Annotated in this window: 20 protein-coding genes; 7 read left to right on the plus strand and 13 right to left on the minus strand. The window is 72.0% G+C overall.

Features of this window, described 5'->3' with window-relative positions; all coding sequences use genetic code 11:
• Positions 1–20: 20 nt before the first annotated feature.
• The 4 genes from ACIQWX_RS26055 to ACIQWX_RS26070 form a co-directional block, all read right to left on the minus strand.
• Positions 21–1,868 (minus strand): glycosyltransferase family 39 protein, encoded by a 1,848-nt coding sequence (locus ACIQWX_RS26055; RefSeq protein ID WP_400876217.1) that lies wholly within the window; start codon positions 1,866–1,868, stop codon positions 21–23.
• Positions 1,868–3,124, minus strand: a complete 1,257-nt coding sequence (locus tag ACIQWX_RS26060) for a glycosyltransferase (protein ID WP_400876220.1) — start codon at positions 3,122–3,124, stop codon at positions 1,868–1,870. Before ACIQWX_RS26060 ends, ACIQWX_RS26055 begins: the two co-directional genes overlap by 1 nt.
• Before the next feature lie 101 nt (positions 3,125–3,225).
• The gene (locus ACIQWX_RS26065) at positions 3,226–3,792 is read right to left on the minus strand and encodes a hypothetical protein (RefSeq protein WP_400876222.1); all 567 of its coding nucleotides are present in this window, start codon (positions 3,790–3,792) and stop codon (positions 3,226–3,228) included.
• Positions 3,789–4,112: a hypothetical protein gene (locus tag ACIQWX_RS26070; RefSeq protein WP_400876225.1), complete on the minus strand. Its 324-nt coding sequence runs from the start codon at positions 4,110–4,112 to the stop codon at positions 3,789–3,791. Before ACIQWX_RS26070 ends, ACIQWX_RS26065 begins: the two co-directional genes overlap by 4 nt.
• A gap of 335 nt (positions 4,113–4,447) precedes the next feature.
• On the opposite strand from ACIQWX_RS26070, the gene ACIQWX_RS26075 reads away from it, so the two are divergent.
• Genes ACIQWX_RS26075 through ACIQWX_RS26090 form a run of 4 tightly spaced genes read left to right on the plus strand, consistent with a single transcriptional unit; the run spans position 4,448 to position 8,031 of the window.
• Positions 4,448–5,665, plus strand: a complete 1,218-nt coding sequence (locus ACIQWX_RS26075) for a helix-turn-helix domain-containing protein (protein ID WP_400877578.1) — start codon at positions 4,448–4,450, stop codon at positions 5,663–5,665.
• Positions 5,666–5,676: 11 nt separating this feature from the next.
• A complete protein-coding gene (locus ACIQWX_RS26080; protein WP_400876228.1) occupies positions 5,677–6,426 on the plus strand; it encodes a hypothetical protein in 750 nt (249 codons plus the stop codon).
• Complete coding sequence (dcd, locus tag ACIQWX_RS26085; RefSeq protein WP_400876231.1) at positions 6,423–7,016, plus strand: dCTP deaminase; 594 nt, start codon at positions 6,423–6,425, stop codon at positions 7,014–7,016. Before ACIQWX_RS26080 ends, dcd begins: the two co-directional genes overlap by 4 nt.
• The gene (locus tag ACIQWX_RS26090; protein WP_400876233.1) at positions 7,000–8,031 is read left to right on the plus strand and encodes a thiamine-monophosphate kinase; all 1,032 of its coding nucleotides are present in this window, start codon (positions 7,000–7,002) and stop codon (positions 8,029–8,031) included. The genes dcd and ACIQWX_RS26090 overlap by 17 nt, the downstream gene beginning before the upstream one ends.
• Here ACIQWX_RS26090 and ACIQWX_RS26095 read toward each other — a convergent pair.
• From ACIQWX_RS26095 to ACIQWX_RS26110, 4 genes are all read right to left on the minus strand, one after another.
• Positions 8,028–8,645 (minus strand): hypothetical protein, encoded by a 618-nt coding sequence (locus ACIQWX_RS26095; RefSeq protein WP_400876236.1) that lies wholly within the window; start codon positions 8,643–8,645, stop codon positions 8,028–8,030. The two genes, ACIQWX_RS26090 and ACIQWX_RS26095, sit on opposite strands and share 4 nt — an antisense overlap.
• Positions 8,642–8,914: a hypothetical protein gene (locus tag ACIQWX_RS26100; protein WP_400876239.1), complete on the minus strand. Its 273-nt coding sequence runs from the start codon at positions 8,912–8,914 to the stop codon at positions 8,642–8,644. The genes ACIQWX_RS26095 and ACIQWX_RS26100 overlap by 4 nt, the downstream gene beginning before the upstream one ends.
• Positions 8,915–8,996: 82 nt before the next feature.
• Complete coding sequence (locus ACIQWX_RS26105) at positions 8,997–9,659, minus strand: Crp/Fnr family transcriptional regulator (RefSeq protein ID WP_400876242.1); 663 nt, start codon at positions 9,657–9,659, stop codon at positions 8,997–8,999.
• Between the two features lie 22 nt (positions 9,660–9,681).
• A complete protein-coding gene (locus ACIQWX_RS26110) occupies positions 9,682–10,299 on the minus strand; it encodes a hypothetical protein (RefSeq protein ID WP_400876245.1) in 618 nt (205 codons plus the stop codon).
• Between the two features lie 235 nt (positions 10,300–10,534).
• On the opposite strand from ACIQWX_RS26110, the gene ACIQWX_RS26115 reads away from it, so the two are divergent.
• A complete protein-coding gene (locus tag ACIQWX_RS26115) occupies positions 10,535–11,590 on the plus strand; it encodes a helix-turn-helix domain-containing protein (protein ID WP_400876247.1) in 1,056 nt (351 codons plus the stop codon).
• Entirely contained in the window at positions 11,587–12,747 is a 1,161-nt protein-coding gene (locus ACIQWX_RS26120) for a hypothetical protein (protein WP_400876250.1), read from the plus strand. Before ACIQWX_RS26115 ends, ACIQWX_RS26120 begins: the two co-directional genes overlap by 4 nt.
• Here ACIQWX_RS26120 and ACIQWX_RS26125 read toward each other — a convergent pair.
• From ACIQWX_RS26125 to ACIQWX_RS26135, 3 genes are all read right to left on the minus strand, one after another.
• Positions 12,695–13,249: a GNAT family N-acetyltransferase gene (locus ACIQWX_RS26125; protein WP_400876252.1), complete on the minus strand. Its 555-nt coding sequence runs from the start codon at positions 13,247–13,249 to the stop codon at positions 12,695–12,697. The two genes, ACIQWX_RS26120 and ACIQWX_RS26125, sit on opposite strands and share 53 nt — an antisense overlap.
• Positions 13,250–13,341: 92 nt before the next feature.
• Complete coding sequence (locus ACIQWX_RS26130; protein ID WP_400876255.1) at positions 13,342–15,234, minus strand: ArnT family glycosyltransferase; 1,893 nt, start codon at positions 15,232–15,234, stop codon at positions 13,342–13,344.
• 4 nt (positions 15,235–15,238) lie between these two features.
• The gene (locus ACIQWX_RS26135; RefSeq protein ID WP_400876258.1) at positions 15,239–16,774 is read right to left on the minus strand and encodes a sensor histidine kinase; all 1,536 of its coding nucleotides are present in this window, start codon (positions 16,772–16,774) and stop codon (positions 15,239–15,241) included.
• Positions 16,775–16,955: 181 nt separating this feature from the next.
• On the opposite strand from ACIQWX_RS26135, the gene ACIQWX_RS26140 reads away from it, so the two are divergent.
• Entirely contained in the window at positions 16,956–17,519 is a 564-nt protein-coding gene (locus ACIQWX_RS26140) for a hypothetical protein (RefSeq protein WP_400876261.1), read from the plus strand.
• Between the two features lie 58 nt (positions 17,520–17,577).
• On the opposite strand, the gene ACIQWX_RS26145 is transcribed toward ACIQWX_RS26140, so the two are convergent.
• Both ACIQWX_RS26145 and ACIQWX_RS26150 read right to left on the minus strand, forming a co-directional pair.
• Positions 17,578–18,393 carry a hypothetical protein gene (locus ACIQWX_RS26145; protein WP_400876264.1) on the minus strand — a complete coding sequence of 272 codons (816 nt, stop codon included), beginning with the start codon at positions 18,391–18,393 and terminating at the stop codon, positions 17,578–17,580.
• 31 nt (positions 18,394–18,424) lie between these two features.
• Positions 18,425–20,509 (minus strand): fatty acid desaturase, encoded by a 2,085-nt coding sequence (locus ACIQWX_RS26150; protein ID WP_400876266.1) that lies wholly within the window; start codon positions 20,507–20,509, stop codon positions 18,425–18,427.
• Between the last annotated feature and the right edge of the window lie 74 nt (positions 20,510–20,583).

Raw genomic sequence — 20,583 nt, forward strand, 5'->3', positions numbered from 1 at the left:
GGGGAAGCCCGGGCGGTCGGTCACTTCTGCAGGTCGTAGACCGTCTGGCCGTCGACCGTGGTGGCGGTGAAGTTCGCCGTCACCCACGCGGTGATCTCCGAGGAGCCGCCGCCCGGGCCGCCGCCGCGTCCGCCGTCGATGTAGTACTCGATCTCGCCGGCGGCGACGTACGCCTTGAACTCGTCCAGCGTCGGCGCCGGGTCGGAGCCGCTCCACCCGCCGATGCCGATCACCGCCTTGCCGCTGGCCAGTTCCAGCGACGCCGCGTTCTGCGAGCCTGTCGTCGCCGCGGCCCACTTCGTCGTCGTCTTCGCGAGCAGTTCGCCGACCGCGTTCGACGACGACTCGGGGTTGCCGCCGAAGCCGCCGCCCATCGCGCTCGACGTCGGTCCCGAGGTCGGGATCGAGCCGCTGTGCGCGAGCGACGCCGTCTCGACGCCGTAGGCAGCAGTGGACACACCCAGCGTCAGCACGACCGCCGTCGCGACGACCGCGGCCGCCTTGCGGACGGTCGGTACGCCCATCACCAGCACGGTCCCGGCGAGAACGCCGAGCACCGCGACGATCCAGCGCAGCGCCGGGAACCAGTCCGGCGTGCGGTCGAGCAGGATGAACGACCAGACCGCCGTCGCGACGACCATGCCGGCCAGCGTCGCCCGCGGGCCCGGGTTGGCCCGGCCCTGCCACAGCGCGCGGCCCGAGATCGCGACCAGCGCGGCGATCGCCGGGGCGAGCGCGACCGAGTAGTACGGGTGCACGATGCCGCTCATGTAGCTGAACACCAGCGCGGTGACGACCAGCCAGCCGCCCCACAGGACCAGCGCCAGGCGCGTGGAGTCGGTGCGCGGCGCGCGGCGGGTGAACCACAGGCCGGCGACCAGGCCGATCAGCGCGGCCGGCAGCAGCCACGAGATCTCCGTGCCGAAGCTCGACCCGAACATCCGGAAGAGGCCGGACGCGCCGCCGAAGCCGGTGTTCCCGCCGCCCATGCCACCGCCACCGCCGGGACCGCCGCCGTCGCCGCCGCCGAAGATGCGCGACAACCCGTTGTAGCCCAACGCGAGTTCGAGGAGACTGTCCCCTTCGGACCCGCCGATGTAGGGCCGCGACGCCGTCGGCCACAGGTCGACCAGCGCGATGTACCAGCCCGCCGAGACGACCAGCGCGACGACCGCGCCGCCGAGGTGCAGCAGCCGTTTCCCGAGCGACGTCGGCGCCGCGATCAGGTACGCCAGCCCGAACGCCGGCAGCACCAGGAACGCCTGCATCATCTTCGTCAGGAAGCCGAAGCCGATCGCGACGCCCGCCAGCGCGAGCCACTTCGGTGACGCCTTTTCCGTTGCGCGCACGACGAAGTAGGCGCCGGCGACCATGAGCAGCACGAGCAGCGCGTCCGGGTTGTTGAACCGGAACATCAGCGCCGCCACCGGCGTCACGGCCAGCAGCGCGCCGGCCATCAGCCCGGCGATCGGGCCCGAAGTGCGTTTGACTGTCAGGTAAAGGATCCCGACGGACGCGACGCCCATCAGCGCCTGCGGGGCGAGCACGGTGAAGCTGGAGAAGCCGAAGATCCGCGCGAAGGCCGTGGCGACCCACAGCGCCGCCGGCGGCTTGTCGACGGTCAGCACGTTGCCCGAGTCGAGCGACCCGAACAGCCACGCTTTCCAGTCCTGCGTCCCGGACTGCACGGCGGCGGCGTAGAAGCTGTTGCCGTAGCCGGAGGCGGTGAGGTTCCAGAAGTAGAGGACGGCGGTCGCGGCCAGCAGCCCGAACACCGCCGGGCGAACCCAGCGCGGTGGCGCGTGCGCGGCGTCTTCCTTGCGGTGGCGCGGTTCCCGCGTCACGGGGTCGGACAGGACGGCGGTCATCAGTACTCCTTCTGGGTAGCGGCCTGGCGGCGCGGGTTGAACACCCAGCCGCGCAGGAGCAGGAACCGGAGCACCGTCGCGGCGAGGTTCGCCAGCACGAGCACGGTGATCTCCAGGACCAGGCCGGGGGTGGTGGATCCGTTGAGCAGGGCCAGCGCGCCGCTGGTGAGGGCGAGGCCGAGGCCGAAGACGATCAGCCCTTCGAACTGGTGGCGCCCGGCGCCGGAGCGCCCGCGGATGCCGAAGGTGAGCCGCCGGTTCAGCGCGGTGTTCCCGACGGCGGTGACCAGCAGCGCGGCGAAGTTGGCCGGCTGCGCGCCGACGACGGTCCGCAGCAGCAGGAACAGCACGAGGTAGGCGAGCGTGCTGCTGACGCCGATGGCGGCGAACCGCACGAGCTGCGTCACCAGCCGCGGCGGCACACCCGGCGTCTCGACGCCGATCGGCTGCCTGCCGAGCTGTTCGCGCAGCCTGCTGATCGGGATCTCGCCGGTGAAGGTGGCCTTCGTGACGCGGGCGATGCCCTTGAGGTCGGCCGTCGCGGTCTTGACGATGTTGACCGACGAGTCGGGGTCGTCGACCCAGTCGACGGGCACCTCGTGGATCCGCAGCCCGGCGCGTTGCGCGAGGACGAGCAGCTCGGTGTCGAAGAACCAGCCGGTGTCCTCGACGTGCGGGAGCAGCTCGCGGGCGACGTCGGCGCGGATGGCCTTGAAGCCGCACTGGGCGTCGCTGAACTTCGCGGCGAGAGTGGACTTGAGGATGAGGTTGTAGGCGCGGGAAATGAACTCGCGCTTCGGCCCCCGCACGACGCGCGCTCCCCGGGCGAGCCTGCTGCCGATGGCGAGGTCCGAGTGCCCCGAGAGGAGAGGGGCGACGAGCGGCCCGAGCGCGGCGAGATCAGTGGAGAGGTCGACGTCCATGTAGGCGAGGACGGCGGCGTCGGAGGCCCGCCAGACGGCGTTGAGCGCGCGGCCGCGGCCCTTCTCGTCGAGGTGGTGGACGGCGACCTCGGGGAACTCGCGGGCGAGTCTTTCCGCCACCCGCAGCGTGGAGTCGGTGCTCGCGTTGTCGGCGATCGTGATCCGGTACGGGTAGGAGACGTGGTCGGCCAGGTGCGCGTGCAGCCGTCGGATGCACGGTTCGAGGTCGGTCTCTTCGTTGTAGACCGGGATGACGACGTCGAGGACGGGCTGCGGACCGGCCAGATCGACCGGGACGGTCCCGGGCCGTGCTGCGGAGGCGGTGGCTGTCATGGGGTCCACGGTCGCGGGCCCCGCTTTGGTGACGGTGTGATCGCCCTGTGCGCTTGCTGTGCGCACGCCCGGCGTCCAGGACGTGGACGCCGGGCGCGGGATCAGCTGTGCGCGCGCAGCGGGACGACCTCGCCCGGCGACACCGCGCGGCCGGGCTCACGGCGAGCCGCCTTCGCGCAGATCGTCAACGTCACCAGTGCCCCGTACTTCGGGTGGCGGTCCACGTAGATCTCCGCCGCGAAGCACGCGTCCGCCAGTACCTCGCGGCGGGAATGGATCTGGTCGAAGCCGATGCCCGCCGGGCAGAACAGGGACACCACGATGTCGCCGTCGATCACGCGGGTCCAGAGGATCGCCGGGCGGCGGCCGTCGACCGTGCAGATGCGGGCGCTCGCGAACGCGGTGCGCAGCCGGTGCTGGACCACGATCGCGCGCAGCCTGCCCCGGACGTGGCGGCGGGCCGCGCGCCAGTAGAACACCCAGTTGAACGCCACCACGAACGCCACCGCGGACCACACCGGGCCCAGCCACAGCACCAGGTTGACCAGGGCGTAGGGGAGCAGCGTCACCGCGAAGACCTCGTAGCGCCAGTGGTAGAGCCACAGCACCGGGTTGGGCCGCTTGACGGGGGCCAGCTGCCGGGCCAGTTCGGGGATTTCGTGGGTCATGACCGTGCTCCTTCGCAGCCGTCGGCGACCGGGACGGCGGTCGCGGGTGCCCGGCGGACGACTCCGGTTCCGGCGCAGCCCGGGCAAGCCGTGCCGTCGGAGGGGTGGGTCCCGTGGCCGCCGCACGAGGTGCATGCGTGCACGGTGTCCCAGCGGGGATCGCGGTAGACGCGGGTGCCGCGGGCCCCGCGCCGGACCTCCCAGCCGCGCGCGGTCGCGCGGGCGTCTTCGTCGGCGGCGAACAGCCACTCGCCGAGGCGGAGCAGCAGCCGATCGAACCGGCCACGTCGGCGGGACGTAGGTAGGTTGTGGTCTTGCATCGTGGCACCCCCGGAACGAACGCACGGACTCGGACGGGCGGCCCGGCAAGGGCGCCCACGGGCGGCTCGGGGAGGCCGCCGGGCACGTTGCGTAGTGCCCCAGCTGCGCGTGGTCGCGTCCACTCCTGCGAACAGGGGGTCCGCGAGCAGGGGGTTCAACCCGTTCGGGCGAGTCGACCCCAGTCCGCACCAACAAAGAGTCGCGGGTGGGATAGAGTGCGCTCTGTGTCCACATATTGTCACCTCCCTACGTCTGCCTACCTGTGTAGGTAAGGTTGGTGGCTAGTGCTTACCTACATTCTACGACCGTGGCGCGGCCGATAGGTTCTGATGTGATAACGACCGAGACCGTGGGCGCCGAACTGCGCCGGCTGCGCAAGGCGGCCGGGCAGACGCAGGCGGACGTGGCCAGGATCGTCGGCGTCAGCCGCGCGAACCTGACCCAGTGGGAGACCGGGCGCTACCTGCCGTCGGCGGAGAACGCCCGGCTGCTCGACGATCACTTCCGTGCCGCGAACGCCCTGGTAGAGCTGGCCGAAGCGGCCCGCTCACCCGCCCCCGTGGCGGCCGGGGCGCTGACCACCGGCGGCTCCCTGCTCGAGGTCTTCCGCCGGGCCGGGACCAGCCTCGCCGAGGAGCTGATCCGCGACGGCGACGGCCGCGCGGTCGGCTGGCGGCACAACCTCCAGAAGCGGGGCGCGCACACGACGCTCGCCACCGCCTACGGGATCTCGGCGATGGTCGTGGTAGGCGAGCCCTACATCGACCTACATGCGGTCGTCGAGGACCTCTACGACAAACGTTCCGACTTCGGCTGGCAGGGCCGGTCGGAAGGCCGCCGGCCCGAGGTCACGGCCGCGGTCGTGGGCGCCCTGTTCCAGGCCAGCACCGTCCTCACGGCCGAAGAAGGACTGTCCTACCTCGAACGCTCGCTCGACGACCGCGCCCGGACGCGGCCGTTCCTGCTCGCGTCCGCGCTGCGCACCGCGGTCCGGCTCGGGCCGGACGCCCCACTGACCCGGCGCCTCACGGACGACCTCCTCGCGGCCCGGCTCGACTTCGACGGCGTCCCCCTCTGGGGCGAGAAGAAGGAAGAGGTCCTGTTCTCCCCGGAGCCGTCGACCGCGCACACCGCGCGGGCGGTGGTGGCCCTGCGCGAGCTGCTGCGCTCCGGGCACGGCAGCGCCGAAGTCTCCGACGCCGTCGACGTCGGCACCCGCTGGCTCGTCGAGCGGGTCCACCCCGACGACGGCGTCTCCGAAGACCTGGCCCTGCCGCAACCGGACGGGCGGCCGGAAGTGCGGGTCACGATCAAGCACTTCACCTCCGCCTGGGTGCTCCAGGCACTGGCCGAGGCACCACAAGTGCCGGTGGCCAGGGTGAGCCGCGCGCTGAACTCGTTGTGGGAACGCTACGAACCCTCGCGCGGCCTGTGGGCCTGGGGCAGTGGCGACCTCCCGATCTGGATGACGCTCGACGCCGTCACGGCCTTGCGCGCGGTCGCGCTGGCCTTCCCGGCACCGCAGTTCCTACCCCCGACAGCCGCAGAATAGAGATTCCCGCGATGAGCACGACCCCGGTGGTGGTCAACGGCGACCACCCGTTCCCGCGGCACCTGGCGGAAGCGTTGCACGGCAACGGTTCCCGTCCCGGCCTCGCCCAGCTCGAAGCGGCGGCCGAGTACGTCCGCGCGCACCGCCCCGCCTTCGCCGCCTGGCTGCGCGACCTCGCCGGCGACCCCGTCGCGGCGGCCGACGTCGCGAAACGCTCCTATTGGCACCCCAACGGTTTCGCGAAGATCGTCCTCCACACCGGCGTCGAACCCGAGTTCCGGGTTCGCCTGCACGTCTGGCCGGAGGGCGAAACGGTCTCCCGCGGCGAGTCGAACCCGCACAGCCACCGGTGGGAGTTCGCGTCCCACGTCCTGACCGGCACCGGGATGCACATGGTCGAGTTCGCCGAAACCGCCGACGGCGGCAAGCCGTTCCGGCGGTACCGCTACGGCGCCGACCCCGCGAACCCGGCGGCCCTGGTCGCCGACGGCGAGGTCCGGCTCAAACGCCGCGCTTCACCGCACGTCCAAGGCGGCGACGTCTACACCTGCGACACGTCGGTCGTCCACACGGTACGGCCGGTCGACGCCGGGCTCACCGCGACCGTCGTGGTCCAGGGGCCCCGCCGGACGTCCACCACGGTCGTCTACTGCGAACCCGGGGAAAGCGACGACCAGCCGAACCTCGACCTCACCCCGGCGGACTTCGAGCAGCTCGTGACCGCCGTCCTGGCGAAGCTGGACAGCGGGGTCGCACCATGAGGTCCGTGCGGCCCGACCAGCCCGGCGTCCTCACCGACCGGGCGATCCGGCGGGCGTACGAGAGCGGGCAGCTGCGGGTCGACCCGTTCGACGCGGAGCTGGTCCGGCCGGCCGCGCTCAGCCTGCGGCTCGGGCGTGAAGCGTTCTCCCTAGTGACGCGCAGGCCGGTCGACGTCGCGGACCGGTCGACCCACCCCGAGCTGGTCCCGAAGGCGCTGGACCCGAGCGGACGGCTGACCGTCGAGCCCGGCGAGGTCGTGCTCGCGCCGACGCTGGAGAAGATCGGCCTCTCCGAAAACCTGGCCGGTCTCGTCGACGGCACGAGCGACTACGCGCGGCTCGGCATCAGCGTGGTGCTGTGCGGTCAGGTCAGCCCCGGCTTCGGCCGCGACACCGGTGCCGTGCTCACCCTGGAGATCGTGAACCACCTGCGGCATCCCGTGCTGATGTATCCCGGCGCGCGGATCTGCAACTTGATGCTGTTCGCTTCGACCGGGAGCGAGCGGCCGTACGGCGCCATGCCGCACAACTACTCGAGCGACCAGGCGGTCGTGGCGTCCCGATTGGCGGATCATGTCCGGCACCAGTGAAACCCTCGGCGACCTGGGGGAGCGCGGTATCCAGGAACACGTCCTGCGACCGCGGTACGGCGGCACCGACGGCTTCGGCGACGACAGCGCCCTGCTGGGCGCCGTGACCGCCAGGAGCGAACTCGTCGCGACGACCGACAGCTGCCCGGCGCCGGTGGTGAACCTCCTGCGCGAGCCGGACCTCTACCACGCGGGCTGGCTGCTGGCGACGATCAACCTGTCCGACCTCGCGGCGGCCGGCGCCGAACCGCTGGGCCTCCTCGTCAACTACACGCTGCCCAAGACGACCACGGTCGAGGAGTTCCGGCGGCTGCTCGACGGCGTCGACGACTGCTGCGCGGCGCACGGCACGAAGGTCGCGGGCGGGGACATCCGGGACGGCGCCGTCCAGCTGACCGCGACGGCGGTCGGGCGGTGCGTTCCGGGCAGCAGGTTCCGGCGGTCCGGAGCGAAGGCGGGGGACCGCCTGCTGCTGGTCGGCTCGCCCGGCTACCTGTGGGCCGCGGCCCTGCTGGAGACCGGCCGGGCCACGCTGCCGGCGAAGGCCCGCGAGGAGATCTGGGACCGCGCGTGCCGCCCGATGGCTCAGCTGAAGGCGGGCCAGGCACTGGCGAAGACCGGGCACGTGCGAACGGCGATGGACGTTTCCGACGGCCTGTTCGCCACGGTCCGCACGCTGTGCGAAGCGAACGGCCTCGGCGCCGAGGTCACCGGCGAGTACGACCTCGACGGGCCGGTGGCCGACGTGGCCGCCCAGTGCGGGATCCGGCCGTTCGACCTCGCCGAGACCTGGGGCGACTGGGGTCTGGTCGTGGTGGCCGAGGACGCCGGTCAGGTCCGGAAGACGCTGGACGAAGAAGGCTTGCCGGTGCAGGAGATCGGGACGCTCACCACCGACACCGCCATCACGAAGGGAACCGCTCCTTGGCGGGGGATCGCCCAGGAGCGGTTCTCGGCCAGTTCGTGGCACGGCGGTGAACTGTCCGCTTTGCTCACCGAGGTGCTGGGCCGCTAGCTGTGGGCCCGCAGGGGAACCACGTTGCTCGGCAGCACCGTCCGCTCGCGCGGGGCCTCGGTCGGGCTGATCGTCAGCGTCACCAGGCTCGCGTACTTCGGGTGGCGGTCGACGTACACCTGGGGGACCCCGCACGCCGCCGCCAGGACCGCGCGGTGGCGGTGCAGGTGCTCGAACGCCTCGCGGCCGAACAGCGACACCACGATGTCGCCGCCGCGGGGGCGGGACCACAGGATCGCCGGACGGCGGCCGCCGGGCAGGCGCAGCAGCGGGAACGCCGCCCGCAGCCGGTGCTGCAGCCGGATCGCGCCGATGCGGGCCCGCACCTGGCGCCGCCGCAGCAGGGCCAGGCCGACCGCGCCGGCGAGGACCGCCGCCGTCCACAGCGCGCCCGCCCACAGCGCGAACGTCACCAGGGCGTACGGCAGCAGCGTCACCGCCAGGACCTCCCACCGCCAGTGGTAGAGCCGGGCGGGGAACGACGCTTGCCTGCTGGTCATTTCCGAGCTCCTTCCGGTGAACCGGCGGCGCAGGAGGCCGCCGAGGTGGCGCGAGAGACGGCCGGCGGCGATGCCGAGCACGAGGGCCGCGACGATCACCAGCCCGGACGTCATGTCGGGATCCGGGTCTTCGGCGCCGGCTCGGGCCTGCGGTCGCGGTCCCGGCCGAGCTGCCAGGTCCAGCGCCACGCCGCCCAGAGCGCGACGACCGAACCCAGCAGGATCAGCACGAACGCCTGGCCGACGAGCCCGTCGAGCGGCGCGAGCCGCAGGAGCACCAGCAGCGCCCAGATCTGCGTGGCGGTGAACGGGATGACGAGCCCGGCCGCGTAGACGCCCCGGCGCCAGCGGCTGCGGCCCGGTGCGGTGGTGTAGGGGTCCATGACAATGCCCTCCTCTGCCCGTGGATCCAGGAAACCTCCGGCTCGCCGCGGCCTCTGTGTCAGCTGACACAGAAGGCGGGATTCAGCTCGCCAGGCGCCGAAGTTCGGCCATGCGGTGGATCGTCACCTGTCTTCTGCCGGTGCTGATGACGCCTTGCCGCCGCAGGTCGCGCGTCGCGCGCGCCCACGACTCGCGGGAGAGCGCCGCGGTCATCGCCAGTTCCGCCTGCGTGGCCGGGACGGCGATCTCGATGTCCCCGCCGCGCGGCACGCCGTGCTGGACGGCCAGCTGCATCAGCTGCGCGGCCACCCGCCGGGCCGCGGCGCCGCCCCCGAGTTCGAGCCACTGCCTGCCGACCGACCGCAGCCGCGTCGAGAGCACCTGCAGCAGCGCCCAGGAGATCCGCGACCGCGTCCGGCACAGCGAGGCGAACCGGTCGCCCGCGACTTCCAGGACCTCGACGTCTTCGAGCGCCTCGACGGTCGCCGAGCGCGGCTGCGCGTCGATCGCGGCCAGCTCGCCGATGACGTCGCCGGTGCCGCGCACCCCGACGACGACCTCGCGCCCGTCCGGCGTCCCGTGCACGATCCGCACGTGCCCGGCCAGCAGCACCAGCACGACGCTGGACCGGTCGCCTTCCCGGCAGAGCGTGCCGCCGCGGGGGTAGGCGCGCCGCGTGGCGGACTCCGCCAGCACGCGGCGATCGGCAGGCCCCAGATCGGCCCAGAATCCCGTCGGTTGCACATCCCCACCTCGTTTCCGGTCCCTACGCGGTCAGCCCCTCCTCCGGCGCGCCGGCTTCGGGCGTGTGGAGCCAGCCGCGCAGCCGTTCTTCGCCGAGCTTGATGTGGACGGCCTGGGTGAACGCCGTGTGGTCGATGCCGGCGTAGCCGTGCCGCACGACCGCGCGGTGGATCTCCTGCGAGATCGCGAGCGCGAGCGGCGCGGTGGTCTCCTTCAGCCGCCGCTTCAGCTCGGGGGCGTCGACCAGCCGGCAGGTGATGTCGACGTCCTCGCCGTACAGCCCGCGGGTGTCCCGGTGCACTTCGCCGGCGTGGATCGCGACGCGGAGCCGGAAGGCGAGGTCCGGGAGGTTGCGGGCGTGCTTGTCGAGCAGCTCGGCGAGCGCCGGGGCGAAGGAGGCGAGCAGCAGCGTCTTGGGCACCTGGTCCGCAGGGCGCACGAGACACAGAGCGCCGTCACCGCGGTCGACGAAGGCGTCCCGGTGCTTGCGGCCGATCCCGGCGATCGTGAAGGCCTCTTCGAGCAGCTGGTAGAGGACGTTCCGGAGCAGGGCTCGCACCGAGTTCGTGTGTTTGGTCGATCCCTCGATGTCGACCGCCACGATGGCCCGGTGCCGGGGTATGTCAGCTGGAACACTCATTGGCCCGCTCCTGCCTTCAGGTGTGAACTGAAGTTCAGTCAAGTTCACTGTAACGGGTGGAGTACCCTGGAACAACCAGGATGAATCGCTGTTACCCGTTTGCTGTGCGGAGGTTTGGGTACGCGTAACGTTTCAGTACTCGTAACCGCGGGTCGCCGATCGTGACTTTAGGTCCGAGGAGTACTATCAGGCCACTTTCCGCTGTACTGAAATTTACTGAAGGGTGGCGGAGGTCGTGTCCCCAGTCGCGCCGCGTGCGCTCGCCCGCCGTCTTAAGGCGTTGCGCGAGGAGCGGTGGCCGGACGCCGGGCTCACGCAGGGCCAGCTGGCCCACGCGCTCGGCAAGCTCAGCATCTCGCTGATCTCGTCGTGGGAGAACGTGGACAAGCCCGTCCGCCCGCCGACCCGCCGGATCGAGGCCTACGCGACGTTGTTCGCCACCCGGCGGTCCCTGGACGGCGGGTTGCACCTGCTCCCCGTCGAGGAACTGACGGACGAGGAGCGGGACGAGCGCAAGGACCTGCTCGAAGAGCTGCTGTGGCTGCGCGAAGGCAAGGAAGCGGCCCCGGGGGAGACGGGGGCGGCCGACCTCTGGACCTTCGACGACCCGGAGCAGCGGATCACGATCGTGTGCGCGCAGCTGCCGGAGAAGTACCGCCGGCACCTCAGCTACGCGGATCCCGAGAGCCCCGACTTCGTGTCGCTCTACACCTACGCCGATCCGGACGCGCTGATCGAGCTGTTCGGCCACATCAAGGCGCGCAACCCCGAGAACCCGGTCACCTTCCGCACCAGCGACGCACTCGAGCCGGACGACTACACGAGCCACCTGGTCCTGCTCGGCGGCGTCGACTTCAACAGCGTGACGAAGGACGTGATCGAGCGGGTGGACCTGCCGGTGGAGCAGGTCGGCCGGGCGGACGACGCCGAGCACGGCGGCTTCCGGGTCCAGGAGAACGGCCGGTCGAAGCTGATCGAGCCGCACCTCGACGCCGACGAACACCTCCTGGAAGATGTCGCGCACTTCTACCGGGGCGTATCTCCGTTCAACCGGAAGCGCACTGTGACCGTATGCAATGGTATGTACGGTCGAGGAACGCTGGGCGCGGTGCGGGCGCTGACCGATGCCCGGTTCTTGGACCGGAACACCGGCTACGTCCGCGAGCGGTTCGGCGACGGGAAGTCCTTCAGCATCATCAGCCGGGTCCTGGTGGTCGACGGCAACGGCCTGACGCCCGACTGGACGATCGAAGAGAACCGCCTCCACGAGTGGCCCGAGGCGGCCGGGTGAACGCGCGCCAACACAGGTCGCACCAGAACCTGCTGGACCACTTCGTTTCGGCCGAGGCCCCCCGCGAGACCCTGGACGCGATCGTCGTGCCCAACGGGCGCCCGGCGCCCTACCTGAAGCAGGCCATCAGCGCGGCCAAGTTCCTCGACGCCCACCTCGTGCTCCTGTGCAGCATGCACGCCGACGCCTCGAGCGCGGCGCTGGCCGCCAAGCAGGAGGGCGTCCGGGTGACGGCGATCGACGTCGGGCTGCTGCCGGACGGGATCGTCCCGCGGTTCGCCACCGACAAGCTGTTGCGGCTCAGCCGGTTCCACCGGCCCGTCGACACCAGCCTCAAGCGCAACCTCGGCCTGCTCCTGGCGAGCTTCGCGGGATGGAAGCGGATCCTCTTCCTCGACGACGACATCAAATTGCCCGACCTCGGTGACCTCCGCGCCGCCGCCGGGCTCCTCGACAACCATCCGGTGGTCGGTCTGGCGAACGCGGGGATGCCCGACAACTCGGTCGTCTGCCACGCGCTCCGCGAGGTCGGCACCGCCCAGGACGTCTTCATCGGCGGGGGCGCGCTGGTGGTCGGCGAAGCGGCGTTTTCCTCGTTCTTCCCGAACATCTACAACGAGGACTGGTTCTTCCTCCTGGACGGCGAGGGACTGCGGCCCTCGGCCGTCACCGGTACCGCGTGGCAGTACCCCTACGACCCGTACAACGACCCGCGGCGGGCCCGCGGCGAGGAGCTGGGGGACACCCTCGCCGAAGGGGTCTTCGGCCTTTTCGACAACGGGTTCGGCCTGGCCGATGCCGACAACGCCTACTGGAGCGAGTTCCTGCCCGACCGCCGGCGGATCATCAGCACGACGATCGAGCGGGTGCTCGCGTCGGCCATCGAACCAGCCCAGAAAGCCCGGATGGTCGCCGCGCTCAAGGGATCGATCGGGCGCAGCCACCTGATCACCCCGGAGCTGTGCGTGCAGTACCTCAAGGCCTGGCAGGCGGACGGCCGGCGGTGGCGGCGGCACATCGGCGACCGCCGAGGCATGGGGATCGAGGGCGCACTGGCCACCCTGGGCATCGGCCACCTCGCCCAGCCCGGTATCGACGGCCGGATCAGTACCGGCTCGAGGCGCCGATCCTCGGCTCCCCGCGCGGTTCCGGCGTGACCACGGTGAGGTCCTTGACCAGGACGTAGCAGCGTTCCGGCACCTGGAGCACGGTCCCGTTCGGCAAGGTCAGCTGCGCGTAGCACGTGACGGTGCCGTGGCCCCAGTCCCGGTAGCCCAACCGGTCGTACAGCCGGGCCGCGGCCGGGTTGTCCGTGCGGACCGCCAGCGCCACCCGCTCGTGCCCCAGATCGGCGAGGTGCCGTTCCACCTCCCCGACCAGGGCCGTGCCCACGCCCCGGTTGCGCAGCTCCGGGTGAACCTGCAGGTGGGTGAGCAGGGCGACGCCCGGCAGGTGACGGAGGATCGGCGGTTCCTCGGCTTTCTCCAGCCACAGGTAGACCGCGCCGGCCGGGCGGGTGCCCAGCCAGGCCAGGAACAGCACGCCGCGGCCGTTGCGCTGGCGCATCCAGCGATCGATGAGGAATCCGCCGTCGCCCAGGGCCGCGGCGAACGGAAACAGGTCTGCGGAGCGGGCCCGCCCTACGTGGGGCTCGGTCATGCAGAAACTCCGTTCTCCGGGTACTCCCATAGTGCCGGAGGCGGCACGGAGTTGACCAGGTCATTCGGCCCTGACCCTGCTTTCGTCGGTGCTCAGGCGGCCGCGGTGAGGTCGTAGACGGTCACGCCGTCCACGGTGGACGACTGGTACGTCGAGGCCACCCACTCCGCGATCTGCTGGGCCGCGTCCGAACCGGTGGAGCCCTGCATCGTCATGCCTTCGCCGAGGAAGTAGTGGATCCGTCCGCTCGCGACGTACTGCTGGAACTGGTCCAGCGTCGGGTACGGGTCCGTCCCGTTGAACCCGCCGACCGCCATCACCGGGGCGCCACTGGCCAGCTGGTAGCCGGCCGCCGCGTTGGAGAGGACCGTCGCCGCCGTCCACGTGTACTTCGCCGCGTCCTGCTGGAGCAACGCCGTCAGCTCGGCGCCCGGCAGCGTCGTCGACAGCAGCGAACCCGGGCCGCCGGCGCGGCCGCCGCCGAAGCCGCCGCCCGGGGCGCCACCGGGACCACCCCGGAAGCCGCCGCCGAACCCCGATGACGGACCCGCCGACGGGATCGCGCCGTCGTGCGTCGTCGCCGCGGTCGCCAGCGTGTACGCGCCGCTGCCGGAAAGCAGGACCACCAGCGCGAAACCGGCCACCAGCGAGGCCGCCCAGCGCGTCAGGTGGGCCGCGAAGAACAGCGTCACCGCCGCCAGCAGCCCGCCGACCAGCACCGCCGGGGCCAGCCACGGCTGCCACGACGACCCGGACAGCAGGAGGTACGTCGTCACCGCGGTCAGCGCCACCCCGCCGCTGAGCAGGCCGGACGCGACCGGGCGGGAGCGCAGCAGCCACAGCTGGACCGCCGCCGTGCCGACCAGCGCCGCGATCGCCGGGGCCAGCGCGACCGTGTAGTACGGGTGGATGATCCCGCCCATGTAGCTGAACACCAGCGCCGTCACCAGCAGCCAGCCGCCCCACAGCAGCAGGGCCGCCCGCGACCGGTCGGTGCGCGGCGCCCGGCGCGTGAACCACAGGCCGGCGCCCAGCGCGAGCAGCGCCGCGGGGATCAGCCACGCGATGCCGCCCGCCATCTCGCTGCCGAAGAGCCGCGTCAGGCCCGTCGAGCCCCAGCCGCGGCCGGCGCCGCCGCCGACGCTGCCTACCTCGTCGCCGGTGATGCGGCCGAAGCCGTTGTAGCCGAAGACCAGCTCCCACAACGAGTTCGTCTGCGAACCGCCGATGAACGGCCGGTCCGCGGCCGGCCACAGCGCGACGACGACGAGGTACCAGCCCGCCGCGGCCACCGTCGCCGCGAACGCGCCGAGCAGGTGCAGCAGCCGCTTGCCGGGCGACGCCGGCGCCGCGACGAGGTACGCCACCGCGAACGCGGGCAGCACGAGGAACGCCTGCAGCATCTTCGCGAGGAAGCCGAACCCGACCGCGACGCCGGCCAGCGCGAGCCACTTCGGGCTCGCCTTCTCGAGCGCGCGGACGACGCAGTACGCGCCGGCGACCAGCAGCAGGACGAGCAGCGCGTCCGGGTTGTTGAACCGGAACATCAGCGCCGCCGCCGGGGTCAGCGCGAGCACCAGGCCCGCGACGAGCCCGGCGGCCGGGCCGGAGGTCCGCTTGACCGTCGCGTGCAGCAGCCACACCGAGCCGACGCCCATCAGCGCCTGCGGCACCAGGATGCTCCACGCGTTGACGCCGAACAGCCGGGCCGACAGGCCCATCACCCACAGCGCGGCCGGGGTCTTGTCCACGGTGATCGCGTTCGCCGCGTCGCTCGACCCGAAGAACAGCGCCTTCCAGCTCTGCGAACCGGCCTGCGCGGCGGCGGAGTAGAAGGCGTTGGCCCAGCCGGACGCGCCGAGGCCCCACAGGTAGAGCACGGCGGTGCCGAGCAGCAGCGCGATGAGCGCGGGGCGGTGCCAGGTGCGGCGGGCTGGTGGAGCGGGCGTCACGGTCGTCGTTTCGCGCGAAGCGAGAGCGGTCATGAGATCAGCTTCCGGTTTCCAGCTGGGGCCGGGTTGTGCCGATGCTGTGCACTCGCTGTGCGGGCACGGCCACGGGCAGGCGCACCGCGAACTCCGTCCGGCCGGGGCGGCTGTGCACCTCGATCGTGCCGTGGTGGGCGACGACGACCGCGCACGCGATCGCCAGCCCGAGGCCCGTGCTGCCGGCGTTGCGGGAGCGCGAGGAGTCGCCGCGGGCGAAGCGTTCGAAGACGTCCGGCAGCAGGTCCGGCGCGATGCCGGGGCCGTTGTCGGTCACGGTGATCACGGCGCTGCCGTCGGCCGAGCGGGCGAGCGACGTCGCGACCGTGGTGCCGGGCGGGGTGTGCGTGCGCGCGTTGGCCAGCAGGTTCGCCAGGACCTGGTGCAGCCGCTGGACGTCGCCGAGCGCGAGCACCGGGTCCGGGGGCAGTTCCAGGAGCCACCGGTGGTCGCGCCCGGCGACCTGGGCGTCGCCGACGGCGTCGGCGACCAGCCGGGTGAGGTCGACGTCGCGCACGTCGAGCGGGCGGCCCGCGTCGAGCCGCGCGAGCAGCAGGAGGTCTTCGACGAGCGCGCTCATCCGGACGGCCTCGGACTGGATCCGGCCCATCGAGTGCGCGACGTCGGGGGGCACCAGCGAGCTGCCGCGGGCGGCCAGCTCGGCGTACCCGCGGATCGCGGCCAGCGGCGTCCGCAGCTCGTGGCTGGCGTCGGCGACGAACTGGCGGACGCGCAGCTCGCTGTCGTGCCTCGCTTCGAGGGCCTGTGCGACGTGGCCGAGCATCAGGTTCAGCGCCGAGCCGACCTGGCCGACCTCGGTCCGCGGGTCGGTGTCGGACTCGGGCACGCGGATCGACAGCGCCACCTGACCGCGGTCGAGCGGCAGTTCGGTGACGCGTCCGGCGGTGGCGGCGACGCGGTCGAGCGGCCGCAGCGTCCGGCGGACCGCGAACGCGCCGAGGAAGGCGGCGCCGAGCACACCGGCGGCGGCGACGCCGAAGAGGATCAGGCCGACGGTGAGCAGCGTGTCGGTGACCGGCTTCATCGGCAGGCCGGTGACCACGACCTCGGACGTGCCGGTGACCGGCAGCGCCATCAGCCGGTACTCGCCGAGGTCGTCGACGGACACCGTGTGCGGCTTGCCGTCGGTGGGCACCGAGAGCAGCACGGCCTGCTGGGCCGCGGTGAGGTCCAGCCGGGAGCCGTGCTCGGAGATGCTGTCGTCGTGGACGAGCTGCTGCCCGTCGAAGGTGCCGCTCACCGTCCCGACGTTCTGCCCCAGCGGGTGCTGGCCCTGGTCGTCGGGCTGCGGACCGCCGTCTCGGGGGCCGGCGTTGCTCGCGAAGACCAGGGAGCGCGTCGCCGCGGCGGAGAGCTGCTGGTCGATCTGGCGGGTGAGGAAGAGGTCGAGCGCGAGCTCGCTGACGACCCCGACGATCAGGCACACCACGGTGAGCAGCACGACCATCGAGCCGGTCAGCTTCGCGCGCAGCGACAGGCGCCCCCGGCGGGGGTGCGGTGCAACGGTTCGCGCGGCCATGGGTCCAGCGTCCGTCCGGGCCGTGTGTGCGGGTTGTGTGCTGCCTGTGAGGCGGCTGTGCGGTGACCGGCCTGTCGCGGAAGTCCGGTTCCTCCGGTCACAGGAACGGCTGACGGCAGGCACAGTCCGCACACAGCCGGCCGCTCCACCGTGGATCGCACACCTCGTTAAGGAGCAACGCATGACGACACCGCAGGCACCGTCCACTCCGGACCAGACGTGGGGCGCGGCACCCGCACCGGGCACCCCGCCGCGACCGGCTTGGTCGCCGGGCAAGAAGATCGCGGCGGGCGCCGTCGCGGTCGCCATCGTGGCCGGCGGGGGAGCGGCGATCTGGGCCGCGTCGTCGTCGTCCGCGTCAACGGAATCGGCGACCGGCCCGGGCGGGATGCAGGGCGGCCCGGGCGGGATGACGGGCGGCTCGGGTGGCCTGGCTTCGGCGTTGCACGGGGAGTACGTGGCCTCGGACGGAAACGGCGGCTACGTCACGAAGATCACCCAGACCGGAGAGGTGACGGCACTGAGCGCGACGTCGCTGACGGCGAAGAGCGAGGACGGGTTCTCGAAGACGTACACGATCACGTCGGACCAGGCGACGGGCTTGGCAACGGGCGACACGGTGACGGTGGTGGCCACGGAATCGGGCGACACGGCGACGGCGACATCGGTGAGCGACGGCGCAACGGGCGGTCAGGGCCAGCCACCGGGCGGCGGCCAGGGAACCCCGCCGACCCAGACCGGCTGACGCGATGGGCTCCGGGGACAGGCCGGTTCCTCGGAGCCCATCGAGAGGCTCGGAAGGTTCAGTCGGTGCGCCAATGACCTCGGGTGTCGATCCAGCCGCCGCCCGCCGACCACATCAGGCAACGGCCGAAGAGGTAAGCGCTCATGACCCAGCAGTGGGTGACGTCGTCAGGTACAGCGGGCGGTGCCGCAGGCGTATCACTGAACTCAGGTGAGAGCGGGAAGTGGAGCTCCCAAGGGCTCGTGTAGGTCGTACCGAGGAAGAGGTGCTTCTCGTCGCTGCTCGCTTGCCGGAGCTTCCGGCACTTCCCGAGCACCCTTTCGGAGCGCAACAGTTCATCGAGGGCGCCGTGCCACTGTTCCCAAGTCACGTCGGCCGGGCCCTCGATCCCGTCCGGGTAGAGCAGGACCTCGCCTTCGTCGTCGGCTGCTTCTCTCCACGAAGCACGCGTGATGCCGAACTTTCGAAGATCATCCTCGGTGGCGTCCTCGAGTAGCTCTGGCAGGCGTCTCCGGAGCTGGGACAAGTTCGCCTTGCCGGAGAGAGTCAGGAACCAGACCCGGTCGAGGTTCGGCGCGGTGATGCGGCCGGGTATCTCGGGATGCGCGGATCCTTTGGTCCGTAGTCCGGAAACCATCTCGGCGTATCTCGGGTCGAGGTCGGCGGTCACCTCGACGCAACCGATCCGGCCGTCGTCGTATTCGATCCGGAGATCGGGAGTGCGATCCGCCTTGTTGTCGTCCTGGATCACGACGCGCTCACCAGTCAGACGCGCGACGACCCGAGCAGCCGTGTTTTCGAAGTCGCCCAGGATACTTCGGGCTGCTCGCTCGCGCTGCGCGTCGCTCCTGAGGTCGACCGGATAGCCCCGCACGCCGTGACGATACGGCGCGGCGGCCCCGGGGTCAGCGGCGGTCGTAGTCGACCGCCACCTCCGGGGTCGTCGGCCGGGCACGGCACGTCAGGATGCGGTTCGCCGCCACGTCGTCCTCCGTCAGCGCGTAGCGGACGTCCATGTCCACCTGGCCGTGCCGCAGCGTTGCCCGGCACGTACCGCACGCGCCGCCCGTGCACGAGTACGGCACCTCGAACCCCGCCCGCATCGCCGCGTCCAGCACCGTTTCGCCGGCCTCCGTGCGGACGCACGTCGTCGTGCCGCCCAGCGTCACCGCCACGTTCGCCGGCGTGCCCGCCGGGTCGCGCAGCGGGGCCGCGCCGCGGAACAGTTCGAAGTGGACGTTCTCCTCCGGGACGTCCGCGTCGGCCAGTGTGCGGCGGACCAGGTCCATCAAACCCCTCGGCCCGCACAGGAACCACTCGTCGACCTTCGCCGGGTGCAGGCGGTTCTGCAGCAGCGCCCGCAGGCGCGTCCCGTCGAGGCGGCCGCGCTGGTAGCGCTCGTGGGAGATCGCCAGCGCCTCGCCGAGCGTGTCGAACTGGCGGGGCCGGTGCGCGTGCAGGTCCGGGTCGCGCTCGTCGGTCCGGTAGTGGACGACGTGCAGCCGCCCGCCGAACCCCTCGGCGAGCGCGCTCAACTCCTTCGCGAACAACGTCGTCGCGCCCGAAGTGTTGACGTACAACAACGTCGCGCGGCTGTGCGGCTCCGCCTTCAACGCGCTGACCACGATGGACAGCACCGGCGTGATGCCGCTGCCCGCCGCCAGCGCGACGTAGTGCGCGGTCCGCGACGGGTCCGGTGTGAGCGTGAACCCTCCCGACGGCGGCAGCACGTCCAGGAAGTCGCCGACGGCCAGCGCCGACATCGCGAAGCCGGAGAACGCGCCGCCCGGACGGCGTTTCACCGCGATCCGCAGCTCGCCCGCGTCCGCCGGCGCGCAGATCGAGTACGTCCGGCGCACCGGCTGCCCGTCGAGCACCGCGCGGACCGCGACGTGCTGGCCCGGCGTGAACCGGAACTCCTCCGCCAGCTGCGGCGGGACGTAGAAGGTGATCGCGACGGCGTCCGCGGTCAGCGGCCGGATCTCGCGGACCCGCAGCCGGTGGAACCGGCTCGGCCCGAGCGGCGGCGGGGCGGGCGCGGGCACGGACACCTCCGGGGAGCAGTCGAGGCCGGCCGCCGCGCGGTACTCCGCCGCGGTCAGGTCGCGGCCGCCGGCGGTGCGGATCGGGACGTCGCGGGCCAGGTACGCCTCGCGGTTCTCCAGCCAGACCCGGCGGTACCGGTGGAACGGGACGGCGGGGTGCAGGTGGTGCACCAGGTGCAGGTTCTGGGCCAGCAGCACCGGGGTCAGCAGCCAGTCGAGGCCGACGCGCACCCGGGTGGCGCCGAACCGGCCCGCGGCGGGCAGGCCGTGGTGCGGCAGCCAGGCGAACGACCACGCGAGCAGCCCCATCCCGAGCCGCTGCGGCAACAGGTAGACCAGCAGCAGCTCGACGCCGTGCCCGGCCGCGATCAGCGCCACCACCGCCGACAGGGCCGCGGCGAGCACGACCAGCGTCTCGGCCAGCTCGTGCGTGGGCCGGGACCGCAGCCGGGAGAAGTAGCAGCGCGCGTAGGCGAAGTCGAGGGTCAGCCAGCGCAGCGGCAGCTGCCAGCGCGGGCCCCGCGAGGTCCAGGCGTCCGGGTCGGCGGGCACCGACGCGTTCGTGTGGCGGTGGTGCTCGCCGTGGGCGAACCGCAGCGAGGGGAACGACGCGTACGCCGCGACGAACGGGACGGCCAGCCGGCCGAGCACCTCGTTGACCCAGGTCAGCTTCCCCACCGAGTGGTGGGCCGACTCGTGCACCACCGTGTACATGGCGAAGGTGACGAAGGTGTTCAGCACCACGGTGACCACCGGCGGCACGAGTCCCGCGAGCAGCAGCCACGTCGAGGTGACGCCCAGCGCCAGGCCGCCGGCGAAGAGCAGGAGCGCCGGAACCGAGACGGCGGGCAGGCTGATCCGCGGCGCGGGCAAGCCACGAAAGGTCGTCTCACCGGTCGCCGCCACGACGGCAGGGCCGTGCTGCTGGGTGAGGGCGACGGGCATCGAGCGGTCTCCTCGGTCGAGAAGCTCCTGGCCAGGCGGGAGTCACCGTAGACAACTCATCCGGGTTTGTAAAC

This window comes from Amycolatopsis sp. NPDC098790 (assembly GCF_044759945.1).
Taxonomy (GTDB): domain Bacteria; phylum Actinomycetota; class Actinomycetes; order Mycobacteriales; family Pseudonocardiaceae; genus Amycolatopsis.

Bases quoted from the DNA above. Each gene is read 5' to 3' on its own strand.
- ACIQWX_RS26055 (WP_400876217.1), bottom strand. From the start codon at position 1,868: ATGACCGCCGTCCTGTCCGACCCCGTGACGCGGGAACCGCGCCACCGC.
- ACIQWX_RS26060 (WP_400876220.1), bottom strand. From the start codon at position 3,124: ATGACAGCCACCGCCTCCGCAGCACGGCCCGGGACCGTCCCGGTCGAT.
- ACIQWX_RS26065 (WP_400876222.1), bottom strand. From the start codon at position 3,792: ATGACCCACGAAATCCCCGAACTGGCCCGGCAGCTGGCCCCCGTCAAG.
- ACIQWX_RS26070 (WP_400876225.1), bottom strand. From the start codon at position 4,112: ATGCAAGACCACAACCTACCTACGTCCCGCCGACGTGGCCGGTTCGAT.
- ACIQWX_RS26080 (WP_400876228.1), top strand. From the start codon at position 5,677: ATGAGCACGACCCCGGTGGTGGTCAACGGCGACCACCCGTTCCCGCGG.
- dcd (WP_400876231.1), top strand. From the start codon at position 6,423: ATGAGGTCCGTGCGGCCCGACCAGCCCGGCGTCCTCACCGACCGGGCG.
- ACIQWX_RS26090 (WP_400876233.1), top strand. From the start codon at position 7,000: ATGTCCGGCACCAGTGAAACCCTCGGCGACCTGGGGGAGCGCGGTATC.
- ACIQWX_RS26095 (WP_400876236.1), bottom strand. From the start codon at position 8,645: ATGACGTCCGGGCTGGTGATCGTCGCGGCCCTCGTGCTCGGCATCGCC.
- ACIQWX_RS26100 (WP_400876239.1), bottom strand. From the start codon at position 8,914: ATGGACCCCTACACCACCGCACCGGGCCGCAGCCGCTGGCGCCGGGGC.
- ACIQWX_RS26110 (WP_400876245.1), bottom strand. From the start codon at position 10,299: ATGAGTGTTCCAGCTGACATACCCCGGCACCGGGCCATCGTGGCGGTC.
- ACIQWX_RS26125 (WP_400876252.1), bottom strand. From the start codon at position 13,249: ATGACCGAGCCCCACGTAGGGCGGGCCCGCTCCGCAGACCTGTTTCCG.
- ACIQWX_RS26130 (WP_400876255.1), bottom strand. From the start codon at position 15,234: ATGACCGCTCTCGCTTCGCGCGAAACGACGACCGTGACGCCCGCTCCA.
- ACIQWX_RS26135 (WP_400876258.1), bottom strand. From the start codon at position 16,774: ATGGCCGCGCGAACCGTTGCACCGCACCCCCGCCGGGGGCGCCTGTCG.
- ACIQWX_RS26140 (WP_400876261.1), top strand. From the start codon at position 16,956: ATGACGACACCGCAGGCACCGTCCACTCCGGACCAGACGTGGGGCGCG.
- ACIQWX_RS26150 (WP_400876266.1), bottom strand. From the start codon at position 20,509: ATGCCCGTCGCCCTCACCCAGCAGCACGGCCCTGCCGTCGTGGCGGCG.